This window comes from Paraclostridium dentum (assembly GCF_048568265.1).
Classification (GTDB): domain Bacteria; phylum Bacillota; class Clostridia; order Peptostreptococcales; family Peptostreptococcaceae; genus Paraclostridium; species Paraclostridium dentum.
In genome coordinates, this window is sequence record NZ_CP183813.1 from 1,537,453 (window position 1) to 1,553,144 (window position 15,692).

16 protein-coding genes are annotated in these 15,692 nt (G+C 24.6%); 4 read left to right on the forward strand and 12 right to left on the reverse strand.

The features are described 5' to 3' along the window. Positions 1–8 precede the first annotated feature (8 nt). Positions 9–905 (reverse strand): glycoside hydrolase family 73 protein, encoded by an 897-nt coding sequence (locus tag ACN6I1_RS06855; protein ID WP_419743231.1) that lies wholly within the window; start codon positions 903–905, stop codon positions 9–11. A gap of 145 nt (positions 906–1,050) precedes the next feature. Here ACN6I1_RS06855 and ACN6I1_RS06860 point away from each other — a divergent pair, with 145 nt between their 5' ends. Further along, the gene (locus ACN6I1_RS06860) at positions 1,051–1,635 is read left to right on the forward strand and encodes a DUF2284 domain-containing protein (RefSeq protein WP_419743232.1); all 585 of its coding nucleotides are present in this window, start codon (positions 1,051–1,053) and stop codon (positions 1,633–1,635) included. Between the two features lie 67 nt (positions 1,636–1,702). Further along, positions 1,703–1,984, forward strand: a complete 282-nt coding sequence (locus ACN6I1_RS06865) for a hypothetical protein (RefSeq protein ID WP_419743233.1) — start codon at positions 1,703–1,705, stop codon at positions 1,982–1,984. Between the two features lie 47 nt (positions 1,985–2,031). On the opposite strand, the gene ACN6I1_RS06870 is transcribed toward ACN6I1_RS06865, so the two are convergent. Then, complete coding sequence (locus tag ACN6I1_RS06870) at positions 2,032–3,867, reverse strand: FUSC family protein (RefSeq protein ID WP_419743234.1); 1,836 nt, start codon at positions 3,865–3,867, stop codon at positions 2,032–2,034. A 254-nt stretch (positions 3,868–4,121) separates the two neighbouring features. Next, a complete protein-coding gene (locus tag ACN6I1_RS06875) occupies positions 4,122–5,291 on the reverse strand; it encodes an AI-2E family transporter (RefSeq protein ID WP_195946222.1) in 1,170 nt (389 codons plus the stop codon). A gap of 183 nt (positions 5,292–5,474) precedes the next feature. Between ACN6I1_RS06875 and ACN6I1_RS06880 the strand changes: the two genes are divergently transcribed. Together ACN6I1_RS06880 and ACN6I1_RS06885 are read left to right on the forward strand one after the other, a co-directional pair. Continuing rightward, on the forward strand, positions 5,475–5,651 hold the full coding sequence (locus tag ACN6I1_RS06880; protein ID WP_195946221.1) for a hypothetical protein: 177 nt from the start codon (positions 5,475–5,477) through the stop codon (positions 5,649–5,651). Positions 5,652–5,957: 306 nt separating this feature from the next. Beyond that, the gene (locus ACN6I1_RS06885; protein ID WP_021431260.1) at positions 5,958–6,458 is read left to right on the forward strand and encodes an HdeD family acid-resistance protein; all 501 of its coding nucleotides are present in this window, start codon (positions 5,958–5,960) and stop codon (positions 6,456–6,458) included. A 34-nt stretch (positions 6,459–6,492) separates the two neighbouring features. Here ACN6I1_RS06885 and ACN6I1_RS06890 read toward each other — a convergent pair whose 3' ends face one another. From ACN6I1_RS06890 to ACN6I1_RS06930, 9 genes are all read right to left on the reverse strand, one after another. Next, positions 6,493–7,053: a hypothetical protein gene (locus ACN6I1_RS06890; protein WP_021432962.1), complete on the reverse strand. Its 561-nt coding sequence runs from the start codon at positions 7,051–7,053 to the stop codon at positions 6,493–6,495. Positions 7,054–7,207: 154 nt separating this feature from the next. After that, positions 7,208–7,630 (reverse strand): large-conductance mechanosensitive channel protein MscL, encoded by a 423-nt coding sequence (gene mscL, locus ACN6I1_RS06895; RefSeq protein WP_053832979.1) that lies wholly within the window; start codon positions 7,628–7,630, stop codon positions 7,208–7,210. Between the two features lie 157 nt (positions 7,631–7,787). Beyond that, positions 7,788–9,014, reverse strand: a complete 1,227-nt coding sequence (locus ACN6I1_RS06900) for an aminopeptidase P family protein (protein WP_419743235.1) — start codon at positions 9,012–9,014, stop codon at positions 7,788–7,790. A 108-nt stretch (positions 9,015–9,122) separates the two neighbouring features. After that, the gene (locus tag ACN6I1_RS06905; RefSeq protein WP_419743236.1) at positions 9,123–11,141 is read right to left on the reverse strand and encodes an FtsX-like permease family protein; all 2,019 of its coding nucleotides are present in this window, start codon (positions 11,139–11,141) and stop codon (positions 9,123–9,125) included. Continuing rightward, complete coding sequence (locus ACN6I1_RS06910; protein WP_419743237.1) at positions 11,131–11,895, reverse strand: ABC transporter ATP-binding protein; 765 nt, start codon at positions 11,893–11,895, stop codon at positions 11,131–11,133. Before ACN6I1_RS06910 ends, ACN6I1_RS06905 begins: the two co-directional genes overlap by 11 nt. Before the next feature lie 110 nt (positions 11,896–12,005). Further along, entirely contained in the window at positions 12,006–13,247 is a 1,242-nt protein-coding gene (locus tag ACN6I1_RS06915; protein ID WP_419743238.1) for a sensor histidine kinase, read from the reverse strand. Continuing rightward, a complete protein-coding gene (locus ACN6I1_RS06920) occupies positions 13,237–13,914 on the reverse strand; it encodes a response regulator transcription factor (protein ID WP_419743239.1) in 678 nt (225 codons plus the stop codon). The genes ACN6I1_RS06915 and ACN6I1_RS06920 overlap by 11 nt, the downstream gene beginning before the upstream one ends. 146 nt (positions 13,915–14,060) lie before the next feature. Continuing rightward, positions 14,061–15,173: a DUF1648 domain-containing protein gene (locus ACN6I1_RS06925; RefSeq protein ID WP_419743240.1), complete on the reverse strand. Its 1,113-nt coding sequence runs from the start codon at positions 15,171–15,173 to the stop codon at positions 14,061–14,063. Then, the gene (locus ACN6I1_RS06930) at positions 15,173–15,556 is read right to left on the reverse strand and encodes a GntR family transcriptional regulator (protein ID WP_021432970.1); all 384 of its coding nucleotides are present in this window, start codon (positions 15,554–15,556) and stop codon (positions 15,173–15,175) included. Before ACN6I1_RS06930 ends, ACN6I1_RS06925 begins: the two co-directional genes overlap by 1 nt. Between the last annotated feature and the right edge of the window lie 136 nt (positions 15,557–15,692).

Here is a 15,692-nt window from a genome sequence, read left to right on the forward strand (position 1 = left end):
CATTTGTTCTATTCTCTTATTTCTTGAACATAGCTATCGATTAATTGTAAGTTGTATTGTTGAATTATCTCTATTAATAAGTTTTTATATGTTAAATTTCCACTTTCATCTGAAACAGTACTATATCCAGCATTTTGAAGTTCTTCTGCTTGTTCTATATAAGTAGCTTTAGTAAGAACTTCTTTATATCTAGGGTTTTCACTTAAAAATTTAGCATGGTCTTGTATAGATTCTGATTTTGTTTTATAAACCCTAAATTTATCTGTGATTACTTGATCGTAATATTCACTAGTCTCTATATTAACATATTTACCTTTCCATGAATTGTTTGCTTTTATTCCAAATAAATTATTATACTTAGAAGATAGTTCAGATTTACCCCAATTAGACTCAAGTATAGATTGAGCTATAGTAATAGATGGTAAAATCTTGTACTTATTATAATTATAGATAGAACTATTTTTTACAGAGTCTATAAATGTCATATATTTTCCATCTGGATTTAATCTAGATGGCTTTAAACCAAAATATTTTAAATCATTTATATAATCATGAGTTCTCTTAACTTCTTTTGAACTAAATTCAAGCTTCTTTAAAACATCATCTAAATTTAAAACTTTGTATTTTTCTCCATCTTTAATTATGAATAAATTAGCAACATTTTTTATTTCATCATTACTCACATCTTTAAAATTATTTTTATTTTGTACCCCTATTATACTTGCTACATACTGCCAATTAACTTGAGCTTTTGAACTACTCACTTCGTCACTACATTTTATAAATTGATTGACATCTATTTCGTTTTTATTAATCTCTTTTAAATTAAATACCTTTACATACCAAACAAAAGATAAAACAAATAATAATGCAATCCCACTTAATATAAATAATTTTCTCCTCAAAAGACACCTCCAACTGCTATAAAATCACAAAACATACAAATAATTATACCACTTTTTGTATATTTTTACTGTAACAATGTTGTAAGATGTATCATGATATAATAATATTATAGTATTAGTAAAAAATATATATAGGAGTGTTACTATGATTACACTAAATTTTAAAAAAGATGGAAATGATATAAAACTAAAAGCAAATATATGTAAAAATAAAACTTTAGAAAATTATATGGATTTTAACTATTTCACAGGCCTTTGTAAGGATGGATGTCCTCACTATAATTTAAGTTATACATGTCCTCCAAACAGTCCAAAATTTACTGACTACACAAAAAATTACGAGTACTCTTTAGTTTTAGCAATGTATATGGATGTTGATGATAACAATTCAATAGAAACTGTACATCCATATCTAAGAAAAGTTTTATCTGATTTACTTATACCATTAGAGGAAATATTTGATGGACTTTTATCAGATGGTGGCCGTTGTAGATATTGTGAAAGATGTACATATATAGATAATATACCTTGTAGATATCCTAATAAAATGCGTTTTAGCATGGAAGCTATGGGCATTGATTTAGACAAAGTGTGTAAGGATATTTTAGATCATTCAATTTTATGGAGTAAAACTGGTGAAGCTAATTACTGTACAGTACTTGGTTCTATAAATTTCAATGGAAATTTTAATGAAGATGACTTTAAACAAGCTATACTAAAACTTTTATAATCCTAATAAAATTAGTTTACTTTGGATAAACTTAATTGTGATGACAATATTAATTTGGAGGTAAACTATGGACAATATGAGTGAAATGAGAAATAAACTAGATAATGGTAATTACGATTTAACACTTGAAATAGGCGAAAATGCTTACTTTAAAACATATGATGATGTTAATGAAAAATCAGCTGAAGATGTTGTAAGAAATTACTTAAGAAGTAATGCGGATGATGCACAGTTTAGTGATTTAGAAATAAAACATCACAGAAATAAACACACAGTAAGTGTTTGCGCAAAGTTAAGTTATAATAATGATAAACACACAGATTATTCAAAAAGAAATAAATTAATGTAAAAAAAGAAATTAGTAAATCATCTGATTTACTAATTTCTTTTTTTAGCTTATGCATATACTTTAATGACATCTGAATTTTCAATTATATAAAGTAGATTTTTACATATTACTTTATGATCTATATCATTTGTAGTTTCAATATCTTCTATTATTAAATCTTTAGCTTCTTCTAACTGCGCTAAATTATAGTATATAGGCATTTCATTGTTTCTTTTAAATTTTAAATATATGCAATACATACTATTAATTAATAATCTCTTTTTATTTAAGACTTCATATTGATTTTTATCTTTTACTAAATTATTCATAGATACTAACTTATCTTCTAGTAGGTTAGATATTAATAGAAGATTTTTTACTTTATGAAGATTTCCATAACCATCCACCGATAGCTGAACTTCTGTTTCCATTTCTTTAATTACATTTCTATACATATCTAGTAGTACTTCATATGCAGTGTTTGCATTATATGGTAATATTAACTTGTTTATAATTAACGCTATAATAATACCTAATGCAATAAATGCAACCCTATTTATAATAAATACATCAGGTGAAGTAAGCATACTAACAGAACCTATAGCTGATATTGTAATACATATCATTTCATATTTATAATCTATTTCTTTTGCATAACCACTTATATATCCAGTGAAAATTATAATAATTGCTCTCAAAGTCGGATCTTTAAATATTGAAAACAGTATAAATACTGATATACACCCTAAAATAGTTCCAAATAGTCTTTTCTTCGTTTTAATTATTCCATCTTCAGTGTATGGTTGTATAACAGAAAATATAGTATATAATATCCATCGACCTTCCTTTAAGTTGAAATAGTCCATTATAAATCCACCCAATGCAATTCCTATAGCAACTTTTGTAGCATAAGTAAACTTCATAGACTTAGTACTTATATGATCTTTATAAATATAAGATTTTTTGAAATTATATGGAATCTCTAAATTATCATAGATATTCTTTTTACTGCTATTACTTGTATACTCATTTAAATAAAAATATATATTTTCCATTGCATCGTAAAATTCATATAACTCTTTACTCATTGAATTTTTAAAATTTATTTCACTTTGATTTATATCTTTATTTAAATAAGACTTTAAATTATTTAATTCGTAGCTAATTATTGATAAATCTTCACTATTATACAAACTGGTATCTTGTCTATAATCATCTAGCATAGTATTTATTCTTTCGAAATTAAAAACTATATTAAAAACATTAGATCCATTACCAGTCAAGAAGAAACCTTTTTTTCTATTATCATAAATAATAGTTTTTATTTTTCTCATTGAATTGTTTATTTTTAAATCCAAAGGTTCACTATAGTCATTTTGATTTTTTAAGTATTCAGCTTTTTGTGCTATATAAATACCTAAGTCCATTAATACTTTATCACTAGTTTTTTCTAATTTATTTTTATTAACTAATATTTGTGAAATCATTATGATTAAAGCCCCAGCAGCTAAAGATGTTAGTCTTAAAGGTAGTTGATCTAAGCTCACAGGCGCTCCAATCATAAATAAATATAACAATCCAAACGCTACATCCAAATGACTTCTTAAATTATAACTAAATAAGTATGCTACTATAAACATAGCTACTAAATTACAAACAATTCCTAAAAATATATTTTGAACAGCTAAAAAAGAAAATATTCCCAAAAATAAATTGATTCCTACCAATTTAAATGTATTTTTAATTGGAGATATAGCTAAGTTTCGTTGTAGCAGCATTAGCAACATAGTTATAACTATAACACCTATTAAAGAATTCTCTTTTCCAAATATAGAAATAAAAATATTTATGAATGCAAATATAAATATAAACAGTAATGTTTTAGGTAAAATCTGTTTTTTCATAAAACCTCCTTTTCGAATTATATTTTAAATTTTTACGATAATATTAATTTTATCAGATTTATTATTTTATTCAAATTAAGTAAAATTCGAAACCACACGTACTTTAAACTTAAATAGATAATTTTATTTAATTACCTATCAGACATTAAGTAATGAAGATTCTATAAAAAAACTATTCCCCAACAAACGTTTGAATCTAAATTATAAAAATAAAAAAACTACCTAAATTTAAATTTAGGTAGTTTTTTTATTTTTTACTTTTTAAGATAGTCGTTTGTATTAACAGGTAGACCTTTTTTATCTAATTTTTCCTCTATTACTTCCTTAATAATTGAGTAAATTATTGCAAATAAAGGAACACCTATAATCATTCCCACTAAACCTAGGAACTTTCCTGCAACTAATAATGAAAATAAAATCCAAAATGCTGAAATACCTATAGAGTCTCCTAATATTTTAGGTCCTATTATATTTCCATCTAATTGCTGAATAACTATAATTATTAATATGAACCATAATGCTTTTATTGGTGATACGAATAGAATTATTATGGTTGCAGGTATAGCACCAAAGAAAGGCCCAAAAAATGGGATTATATTTGTTATACCTATAATTACTGATATAAGTAGTACATATGGCATTTTGAATATAGTAAGTACTACAAAAGTAAGCACTCCTATTATTGCAGAATCTATTATTTTTCCACTCAAGAATTTTCCAAATGTATCATTACTTCTATCAACTAACTGTAATATTCGTTTAGAATGTTTTTCATTAAATACTGCACATACTACTTTTCTTCCTAATGCACAAAACTTTTCTTTATCTATAAGCAAATAAATAGATATTATAACTCCAAGAACTATATTCCATATACTAGATGCTACTATTCCTAAAGCTTGTCCTACAACTGGTAGTAACCCCGCAGCAACGCTTATAAAATAGTTTATAAAATCAGTAAGTTTTGTAACTGCTATATCTAAATATTCCTTATCTATATTCAAATCTTTTGTATATTTAGTTAAAAGATCTGATAAATTAGTTAAATATGTAGGTATATCATTAACAAGTCCAAGCATGCTTTCTACTAATTGAGGTAATACAAATTGAATGAATAAAGCTAATAAGATAAATGCTACTATATAAGTAACTAAAAGCCCTATAGCCCTCTTACTTTTAGGCTTTAATTTATTTAATTTGTTTTTACTAAGCATTCTTTCTTCAACAAATACTAATATGAAATTTAATAGATAAGCTATAACAGCTCCTATTATAAATGGTTGAAGCGTAGATATAATACTGCTTATTTTACCCATAAACACACTTGTATCACTTGCAATGCGATAAAAAATAATACTACAGCAAATAACTATAAACGAATACACAGATATAGTCGTATATTTACTGTTCCAATTTACTTTCATTTTTACCTCCTAATATAATATATAAACTTATATCTTTAATATAAGCATTAAATGGTATTAAGTGTCAATAGATTAGAGTATAAATTCATATAAAATTCTATTTAACTACAAAATTTTATTTAGAATAAATTTAATATTTTAAGCTTAAAATAACTATATACTTAAAGCAAAGGAGATTTAAAAATGTCTAAAAAAACTAAAACTGAATTTAATAATCAATGGGCAAACTCTTTAAATGATTTAACAAGCAAGTCAGAATCTAAACAAAAAAATGAAAACAATAATCAATGGACTTCAACTTTGAAAAATTCCTCAGAAGCTTATTTAAAAGGTTCATCTTCTACAAAAAATAAAAAATAATCATTTTTATTTTCGTTAATGACTATGTCTAATTAGATATAGTCATTTTTATATTTTTGTTATTAAGATTAAATTTTATGTATTTTAAATAAATAAATTTATATTATTCAATATTATTTACTTATTTTGGTAAAAATACCCAATAATAAATACTTTTTATTTTTAAAATGAATATATATAATTCAACTTATTCATTTTAACTTTAAATATATTCTTTTGAAAAATTTCAGAATTATTTAACTTTAAGTTAGTATGTTTAGTTTAATATTTTTTTAGGGTATATGTATGTTCGAGGAGATGGTACATATGGAAAATAAAAGAAAATTAGAAACAACATTAATATTGGAGGGAATTCTATTTGGGATAATAGGTATATTATTTTTTATAAATCCAATAGAATCTTTCTTTAGCTTTACAACTGTGGCAGGAATACTACTAATTATAGCAGGAATATTTACGATAATAAGAGCCTTTAAAACTACTGAAAAAGCATATTATGTATTTAGTGGAATTATAAATATACTATTCGGGTTAATAGTATGGTTATCACCTATATCAACTACAGAAACTTTAATATTATTTTATGGAATCTGGGCAGTTGTAAGAGGTATATACTTACTAATAATATCAATAAAAAGAAGAAAAATTGGATTCAATTTAAATACTTTATATAATGTATTACTTATAGTTCTTGGAATATTAATCCTTGTAAATCCTATAGTAACACTATTTGCAACTCCATATATAATAGGTATTTATTTTATAATATCTGCTATATGTGAAATATGCCTAGGATTTGAAGTTTAAAAAAATGTGAACCTTTAAAGGTTCACCTTTTTTATTACTTATTATTTTCACTAGAATCTATAATATTTTCTATCATATCCAATTGTTGCTTAGATGCATTTATTTTTATTTTTAATTTATCAAGTTTAGCTTGCATTGACTTTTTTACTTTCTCGTCATCAGTACTTTCCATTTCATTTAATCCTTTTTGATATATGTTCTCTAATGTATCTATCTTTAATTTCATTTTATCATATACAACTTTAGGATTATTTTTAAATGCTAAAACCTTTTTTTCATTAGAAGATAGCATCTTGAAATAAACAAAGTAAATTAACATAGTAACGCTAATGTTAAATGTAACAAAGTTTCCACTTTGAGTAGTTAAGCTTACTAATTCAATACATATAAAGTTGAACAGTAATAATCTACTTAAAGTTTTTTGATTTTCTAATGTTGATTGATCTGTAACCTCTTTATTTCTCATAAACTGATATGGAATTAATACTGTTATTATTGGAGTTAAATATAATATATTAGATTCAAATATAGAATAGATTACACTAAATATTAAAATAAACGATTTTGCTCTTCTTATTGAACTCCCTTGTCTCATTTTACACCACCTCTTTAACCTTTATAATTGTATAACTTTATAAATTGTTTTATACTAAAATAATATTAATATCATATCATATTTTATGCAAAAAATAAATTTAAATTTATAAAGAAAAAGGATAAAGTTAAACTTTATCCTTTTTCTTTATAAATTAATTTTGATTTTGTAATAAATCTTTTATATCTCTAAGTAATAAAACCTCTTCAGAAATTTTTTCAGCCTTTTCTTCTTCAATAGCAATTTCTTCCTTAAGAGTTGCATTTTTTAGTTTCATTAATCCCTTTATAAATATAAATATACAAAACGATATTATTATAAAGTTAACTGTTGTTTGTATGAAATTTCCCAAGTTTAAAGTAACAGCTGGGGATTTGCCAACAGCTTCTTTTAATATAATTTTATATTCAGAAAAGTTTATACCTCCAGTTAACATTCCAACTACAGGCATTATAATATCATTTACTAATGATGTAACTATTTTAGAAAATGCGCCTCCGACAACAACCCCGACAGCAAGATCTATTACATTTCCTTTAACTGCAAATTCTCTAAATTCATTTAATATCTTTCTCATAAATTGTTCTCCTTTGATTATATAATTACCGATTACCAAAATTAAATACCCTGATACTTATTGTTTAAAACATAAAACTCACTTTACCTAAATATAAAAAAGACTTTAAAATGCACTTATATAATTTAATAAATACATTAAAAAGTCTTTTAAACTTTTATCTCATTAAGTTTTCTATATCTTCTATTTCAATAGGTATATCATTTGATAGATTTGTACACCCAAAATCAGTAATTAGTAAATCATCTTCTAATCTTATGCCAATTCCCTCTTCTTCTATATAAAGCCCTGGCTCATTAGTTATCACACACCCAACCTCAAGTTTTGAATCACTTATCCAAACATCATGCGTATCTAATCCTAATGAATGACCAATCGAATGGAAGTAATATTTTTCAATTTCTTCTTCTTTTGATATAAGCCCTATATCTATACATCCCTTTGATAAAGATTTTTTTGCAATATCATTTAAATCTCTTAACGTAATTCCAGGCTTAGCTGCTTTTTCAACCTCTTTCATACAATTTAAAACAATTGAATAAATTTGCTTTTGGCGTTCTGTAAACTTTCCATTAATAGGCATTGTTCTAGAAATATCTGAACAATAATAATTGTATTCTGCTCCTAAATCAAATAAAATTAAATCTCCATCTGTGCAATCTTGATTATTATCTTCATAATGAAGAACGGTTGCATTTTTACCCGCAGCACAAATAGTATTAAATGCATGTGCAGAAGCTCCTAATCGTTTTATTTCAAAGTCAAAATATGACTCTACCTCATATTCTTTCATGTTAGGTTTTATATTTTTAGCCATAGAAATAATACCTTCTTTAGTTATAGATATGGCTTTTTTTATAGTATTTATTTCATCTTCATTTTTTATCATTCTCAAACTAACAATTTGAGAATATATATTTTTAATTTTTATATATGGATATTTAACTTTTATTAAATTTGCCATATCTTGAGCCTTTGTTGACGGAATGTCTATTGATTGTCTTTCTAAATCAAAATATATGTTTTTTATTCCTCTTCTATCAATGTAGGATGAAATAGTACTTTCAAATTCATCAATGTATTTTATATTTTTAACCTTGCTTATCTTTCTAGCTTCATCTTTATTTATAGATCGTCCTACCCACTTTGCCATAAGCTCATCTTCTCTTTGTACATATACATTTTCTATAATTTCTGTTTCTGTTTTTAATATAGTTAATATAACTTTTTTATCATCTATTCCCGTTAAATAATAAAAATTTCTATTTGGTGTAAATTTATATTGTTGATCGGCACTTCTAAAAGGTGCATCCCCTGCAAATAATATAAGTAAAGATTCTTCTTTCATTTTTTTAATAAGATTTTTACGATTTAAATCAAACATAAACTTATCCCCCTTGAATTATTATAGTTACTTTAATTATAACAGCTTATGCCTGAATTTAATTTTAATATAATTATAAAAAGCTAACCTGATAATCAAGTTAGCTTTTTATTTTGAATTTTTAACTATATTCTTATACCCTATATATGTAGTATAAAAATACGATATATATACAATTATTAAAATAACGGCAGTAGATATAGATGAGTATTTAATATTTGGCTTATCTACTAATGATATAAAGTCAGATACAACTTTTATCCCTACAATAGAATGTATAAAAGCAAGTGAGATAGGAAGAGCAAAATATATGAGTGTCTGAATAAATATAGCTTTATTAATCATTTTTTCATTAACTCCTAAACGCATTAAAGATTTATATCTTTCTATACTATCACTAGCTTCTGATAATTGTTGGACAGCTAAAACAGCCATACTAGAAATTAAAAATATAATACCTAAATACATACCTATAAATATTATAATTGTAATTGTATTTCTTTGATCAGCATATATAACCTGTTTAGTATTTCCATTTAAAAAACCTACCTTATCATAACTTACCTTACCTTCTTTAAATGAGTCTAATAGGGATTCAAATTTTTTTTCTGATTTATTATAGTCTCCAGTGAATTCTACATTCAAATTAGAGCTCACAGGTTTTGCACTTTCAACTAAACTATCATTGACTATTAATGTTGATGTATTGTCTAGAAATTCAGATGATTTAAAGGTTTCTTCATATATTTCACCATTTTTTATATTATAATCTTTACCATATAAATTAATTTTTTTAGTTTTTCTAAAGGCGTCTTTAAAAATATTTAAATACTCACTTCTATTAGAAGTTAATATAACTTCATTTGGATTTATATGGATAGCTTTTTTTCCTTCTAATTTTCTAATATTATTATAATCTGAAATTTTTATCAATTCTAATTTTGCAAAATTAAAATTTTCATTTATTGTATTTTTATTTTTCACATATTTTTCATCAATTAAATTTTTTAACTTTATTCCAGAGTCATATATAGTAAAATACGTATATTTTTCAGTATCATCAAATTTAAAATTAAGTGCATTTAAGGAATCTTCGACTGTTTTTATCTTTTCATCCTCATCTATAAATTTATATGCACTTACATCAAATGGAGTAGAATTTCTTAATGATTTTTCTAAAACATTCTTAAAACTGATACCTGTTGAAAGTATACCTATTGTTAAAAATATCATTAAGCTTATAACTGAAATAGATAAGAAATTCGTATTAATTTTACTATTTAATTGTTTAATTATAAAAATATTCAACCCTTTAAAATATATTTTTTTATTTTTTGCTATTACTAATATAAATACTCCAGATAAACTATAAAAAAATAAAAATGTACCTAAAATTCCAAATCCTATAACCTTTAAAAACATATAATTTGTAAATCCCATTATACCTACTTTAAGAATCAGTTTATAACTTGTTAATAAAAGATATACACTTAATGAAAAAGTAATTATGTATATTATAGGATTTCTAAATTTTAAATTTTCAATTTTTTTGCCAGCATTAATTAAATCTATTATCTTATATCTTGCAATGGATATAAAATTAAATACCATTACTATTGAAAATATTATTCCAAAGTAAACTATAGTTTTTTGAATAGATTTTGTAGAAATTATAAATTTGTATTTACTCATATCAACCTCAAATAATTGAGATGTAAAAGCGGATAGTCCTTGACTTAATACAAGTCCTATTAATAAACCCACTACTAAAGAAATAGAACCTACTATTGCTGTCTCTATTACTAATACTTGGGATATTTTAAAATTTCCCATACCTAATGTTCTATATATACCCAATTCTTTTTTTCTTTTTTTTATTAAAAAATTGTTGGCATACAATATTAAGCTCCCTAGTATAAATGATACAAAGACAGAAATAATTTCTATTGATTGAATTAACATATCAATGTAACTTTGTGTAGATTTATTTAAATCATACATAGCATGCTGTGACTCTATAGAGTTGAAACTATAGAATATACTTACAGCAAGTGTTAGAGTTAAAAAGTATATTCTATAAACTTTAAAACTTTTCCTAACATTTTCAAACGCAAGTTTAAAATACATTTTCATCTCCTCCAAGCAAGGTGATTACATCTATTATTCTATTAAAAAAATTTTTCCTACTATCATTTCCACGAATTACTTCATTAAAGATTTCACCATCTTTTATAAACAATATTCTATTTGCATAGCTTGCTGTAAAAGCATCATGGGTAACCATCAAAATAGTAGTGTTGAATTCTTGATTTAATTTTTCAAATCTTTCAAGTAGTAACCTGGCAGCTTTAGAATCTAAAGCTCCTGTAGGCTCATCAGCTAAAACTAATGAGGGATTTGTTACAATAGCTCTAGCAGAGGCAACCCTTTGTTTTTGTCCACCCGATATTTGATATGGATACTTATCCAAAATATTATTTATTTCAAGGTATTTAGCAACTTCTTTAACTTTACTATCTATATTAGATGTTTTTTCACCCTTAATGGTAAGCGCTAATGCTATATTTTCGTAAGCAGTTAATGTATCTAAAAGGTTAAAATCTTGAAATATAAATCCTAGTTCTGTCTGTCTAAATTTATCTAGCTTTCTTGTTTTTAGTTTTGTAATATCTTGATCATTTATTATCACGCTTCCACTTGATACATTGTCGATTGTAGATATGCAATTTAAAAGCGTAGTTTTACCACTTCCGCTAGGGCCCATTATACCTATAAATTCACCTTCACTCACACTAAAGCTTATATTATCAATTGCTTTATTTATAGTATCTTTATTTCCATAATACTTTTCTATGTTTTTTACTTCTAATATATTTTTCATGTCTACCTCCTAACGAAACTCATATTCTTATTTTACACTTTTTTAAAAATAAAAGCCTTATAGTAAGCAAAAAATTAACTTACATTTTGGTAATACTTAGAATACAGTTTCTATTTTTTAGGAATGGAAAGAGTAAAAGTACTTCCTTCTCCATATTTAGATATAGCAGATATTTTCCCGTTTAAATTAGATACTAACACTTTAGCAATTGATAAACCTATACCAGATCCATCTCTATTGGATTCTCTTTGAGAACTAGCCCTAAAAAATCGATTGAAAATTTGTGATAGGTCTTCATTTTTAATACCTATCCCAGTATCTAATACATCAATTATTATATTTGTATTTTCATCATATATAGTAACTTTTATTATATCTTCATTATTTGTGTATTTTATAGCATTATCAATAAGTATGATTAATATTTGTTTTAACTTCTCCTTATCACTAAATATAATTTTGTCTTTTGATTTATATTCAAACTCCAGCTTTTTATGTTGCAATTCGCATATATCTTCATATTGTTCAGTTATATCAGATAACATAGATTTTAAATCAACCTCAGATTTATTTATAGTCACGATAGCATCTTCTTTTGTAAGTTTTAGCAAGTCAGAAACTAATTTATTAAGACGTCTTACTTCTTTCATAATAATTGTTAAATTTTTCATTTCATCTTCAACGCTATTGCTTGGCCTTTTTATTATACTTTCAATTTTAGAAAAAATTATGGTAAGTGGAGTTCTTAATTCATGAGAAGCATCCTGTACAAATAAAGCCTGTGTTTTCCAAGATTCCTCTATTGGTTCTAAAGATTTTTTAGTTAAAAATTTACTTGCAATAAATATAAATACACAAGCTATAACTGCTGAAATTATAAGCACATGTCTAAGCTTAGCTAAAAGTCCCTCTTCAATATCCACTAGTTTGATTATCTCAATAGTATATGGTCCACTGACTTTTTTAAACTCTCTGAAGCTTGAACCTTCATACTCATAAGAAATTATACCTTCCTTTAAGTTTTTACTTTTTTCATATGGTTTCATGTAGTTAGTAATATCGTATGGATAAGACTTAATGATTGCCCCATTTTCCCACACATATACTAAGCTTCCTTTTGACATCATATGAATATCATCCCTATTAGGAATTGGATTTCTTTCGCCATTCATTAAATCATTTTCAGTTTTTTGCATTTGCATTTGTAGGTCTTTATCAACTCCATTATAAGTTAAATCATAAAAAAACTTATATATAAATAAAGCAAATACTATAAAGACGATACCTACAACTATCATATTTATTGTAATTAACCTTTTTCTTGTATTTTTCAATATATTTTTATTCATCATCAAATATATATCCTATTCCTCTTTTAGTTTTTATATATTTATTATATCCTTTACACGATAAATTTTTTCTAAGACCACTTATATGAACCTCTACTATTTCTAGCGGAATATCACACTCAACTCCCCAAATTCTATCATATATTTGTTCTTTTAATAAAACTTGCCCTTTATTGATTAAAAAGTATTCCAAAATATCATATTGTTTCTTGTATAGTTCTATTTCCTCTCCATCTATATATACTTTTCTAGAGTTTAAATTTATCTTTAAGCTTTTAAATTCTAATATATTTTCGCTAGATATTACTCCTGTGGTTCTAAGAACTGCGTAAACCCTAGCTATTAATTCCTCCATATAAAATGGTTTTGTTATATAGTCATTTGCCCCTATTGAAAATGCTCCAACTTTATCATCTAACTCTTCTTTTGCTGTTAGCATTATAACTGGCGTTTTAAATCCTTGATTTCTTAATGCCTTTAATATTTCTATTCCGCTTAAATCAGGTAACATTATATCTAAAATTATAATATCATATATATTTCTCTCTATATTATACAACGCTTCTTCCCCGTTATTAAAAACTTCAACATTAAAATTGTTTTGATTTGATAACTCTTCTTTTATAGTATCTGCCAAAATAACATTATCTTCCACCAATAAAATTCTCATTAATTGTCCTCCTAAGTTTATATCAATATAGTAATTATATACGCTTTACCTTTAATTAAACTTAAAGTTTTTCGTTTAGTATTAATTTATATAAAATAAATAAAGATAAAAGGACTACATAAATTTGTAGTCCTTTTATCTTTATTTTAAAATCCAATAATACTCACTATAATTAATAAAACTAAGAATACACAAAGCCACTGACTTTTTTTATTTGCCATATTAAATGTCCAACCAGCACCAATCCTTTTTTCAACCATAAATGATGGGTCTTCTTTGTTATAATATATAAATCCATAAATCCATTTTTCATCATCACTTTCTATTACATATGAATTTTTATTTTTAGACTTCAATGTAGATATCATTATCATAATATATATTAAATAAATAGTAGATATCATAGGTAAAAATATACTTATAAAAAATACTAGAGTTGGTACGTTAACTCCACTAACTAGAGACCATTGCATAGGGATTATCGTTAGTTGTATACTTAAAGTTAATATCCAAAATGCGTAACCCATTTTACTTAAGTATCTTAAAGCCTTTTTTCTAATCTCTTCTTTATTTTCGGTATCTATATAGCTTCTAGATCCTATAGTCTCAATAGTTAAATAACTAAACATTAAAACCATTGATATATTTAAAATATTTAGCATAAAAACATTTTTTAATGTTTTTGGAGCAAATGTATCTGGTTTACCTTCTATTCCCCAATGAGTTGGGATAGTTTCCGGTAGACTATTATAATTTAACCCAACATAAATGAATGTTATTAAAGATATTAGTATGCATATACCAAATAAAACTTTAAATTTATTCTTAATTTTAGATTTTTCATTTATAAATTTAGTATCTATAGACATAGTTTTGACATTTGTATCTTTATCCCCATAACTATTAGATGTAGTCACCAATTTACTTTTTAATTGAATTACATCTATATAGCTAGATCTTAAATAATAAAAATTTAGTATTAAATATAATATTAAAATAAATGTCAATGTCAAGTCCCCATTAAAATTAAATAGTTGATGTCCTAGTAATGAAATAATTACCAATAAAACTAAAGTAATATTTAATTTCTTTTTATAACTTCTATCAACTCTTTGTTTATCATTTTCTTCAAGTTCTATATTTTTTACGTATACTCCATAAAAATAATTTTTGCCACTGAATGCCTGAACATAAAGCATTAACAAATGAACAATTACTATTATTGGAACCATCATCATAAAAGTTGCTAAATTTCCCATTATTTTTTCACCCCATATTTTTCAAAATAATTTTCACATAAGTCTATAAACTCGCTTTTATCTATCCCTTTTAAATAACTCTCTGCTACTAAAAGTTCTATTTGATCTTTAATTTGATTGAAATTGTTAGTATCCTTATCTATAGGAAGATTATTAATTACTGCACCTTTTCTTCTATCAATACTTATATAGCCTTCATCCTTTAAAAGGTTATACGCCTTACTCACAGTGTGAAGGTTTATTCCAATTTCATCAGCTAAACTTCTAACAGACGGAAGAGATTCATAAATTTCTAACTCTCCATTTGCAATTGATTTTATAACTTCTTCTCGTATTTGTATATAAATAGGCTTATCACTATTAAAATCTAAGTTTAATATCAAGTTGTCACATCCTCTCATATTTTTTAACACATATTCTATATGTTATATAAATAATATAACATATAGAATATAAACTCGCAATATTTTTCTAAAAAAATAAACTAACAAAATAAGAATAACATCCTTACTTTATTAG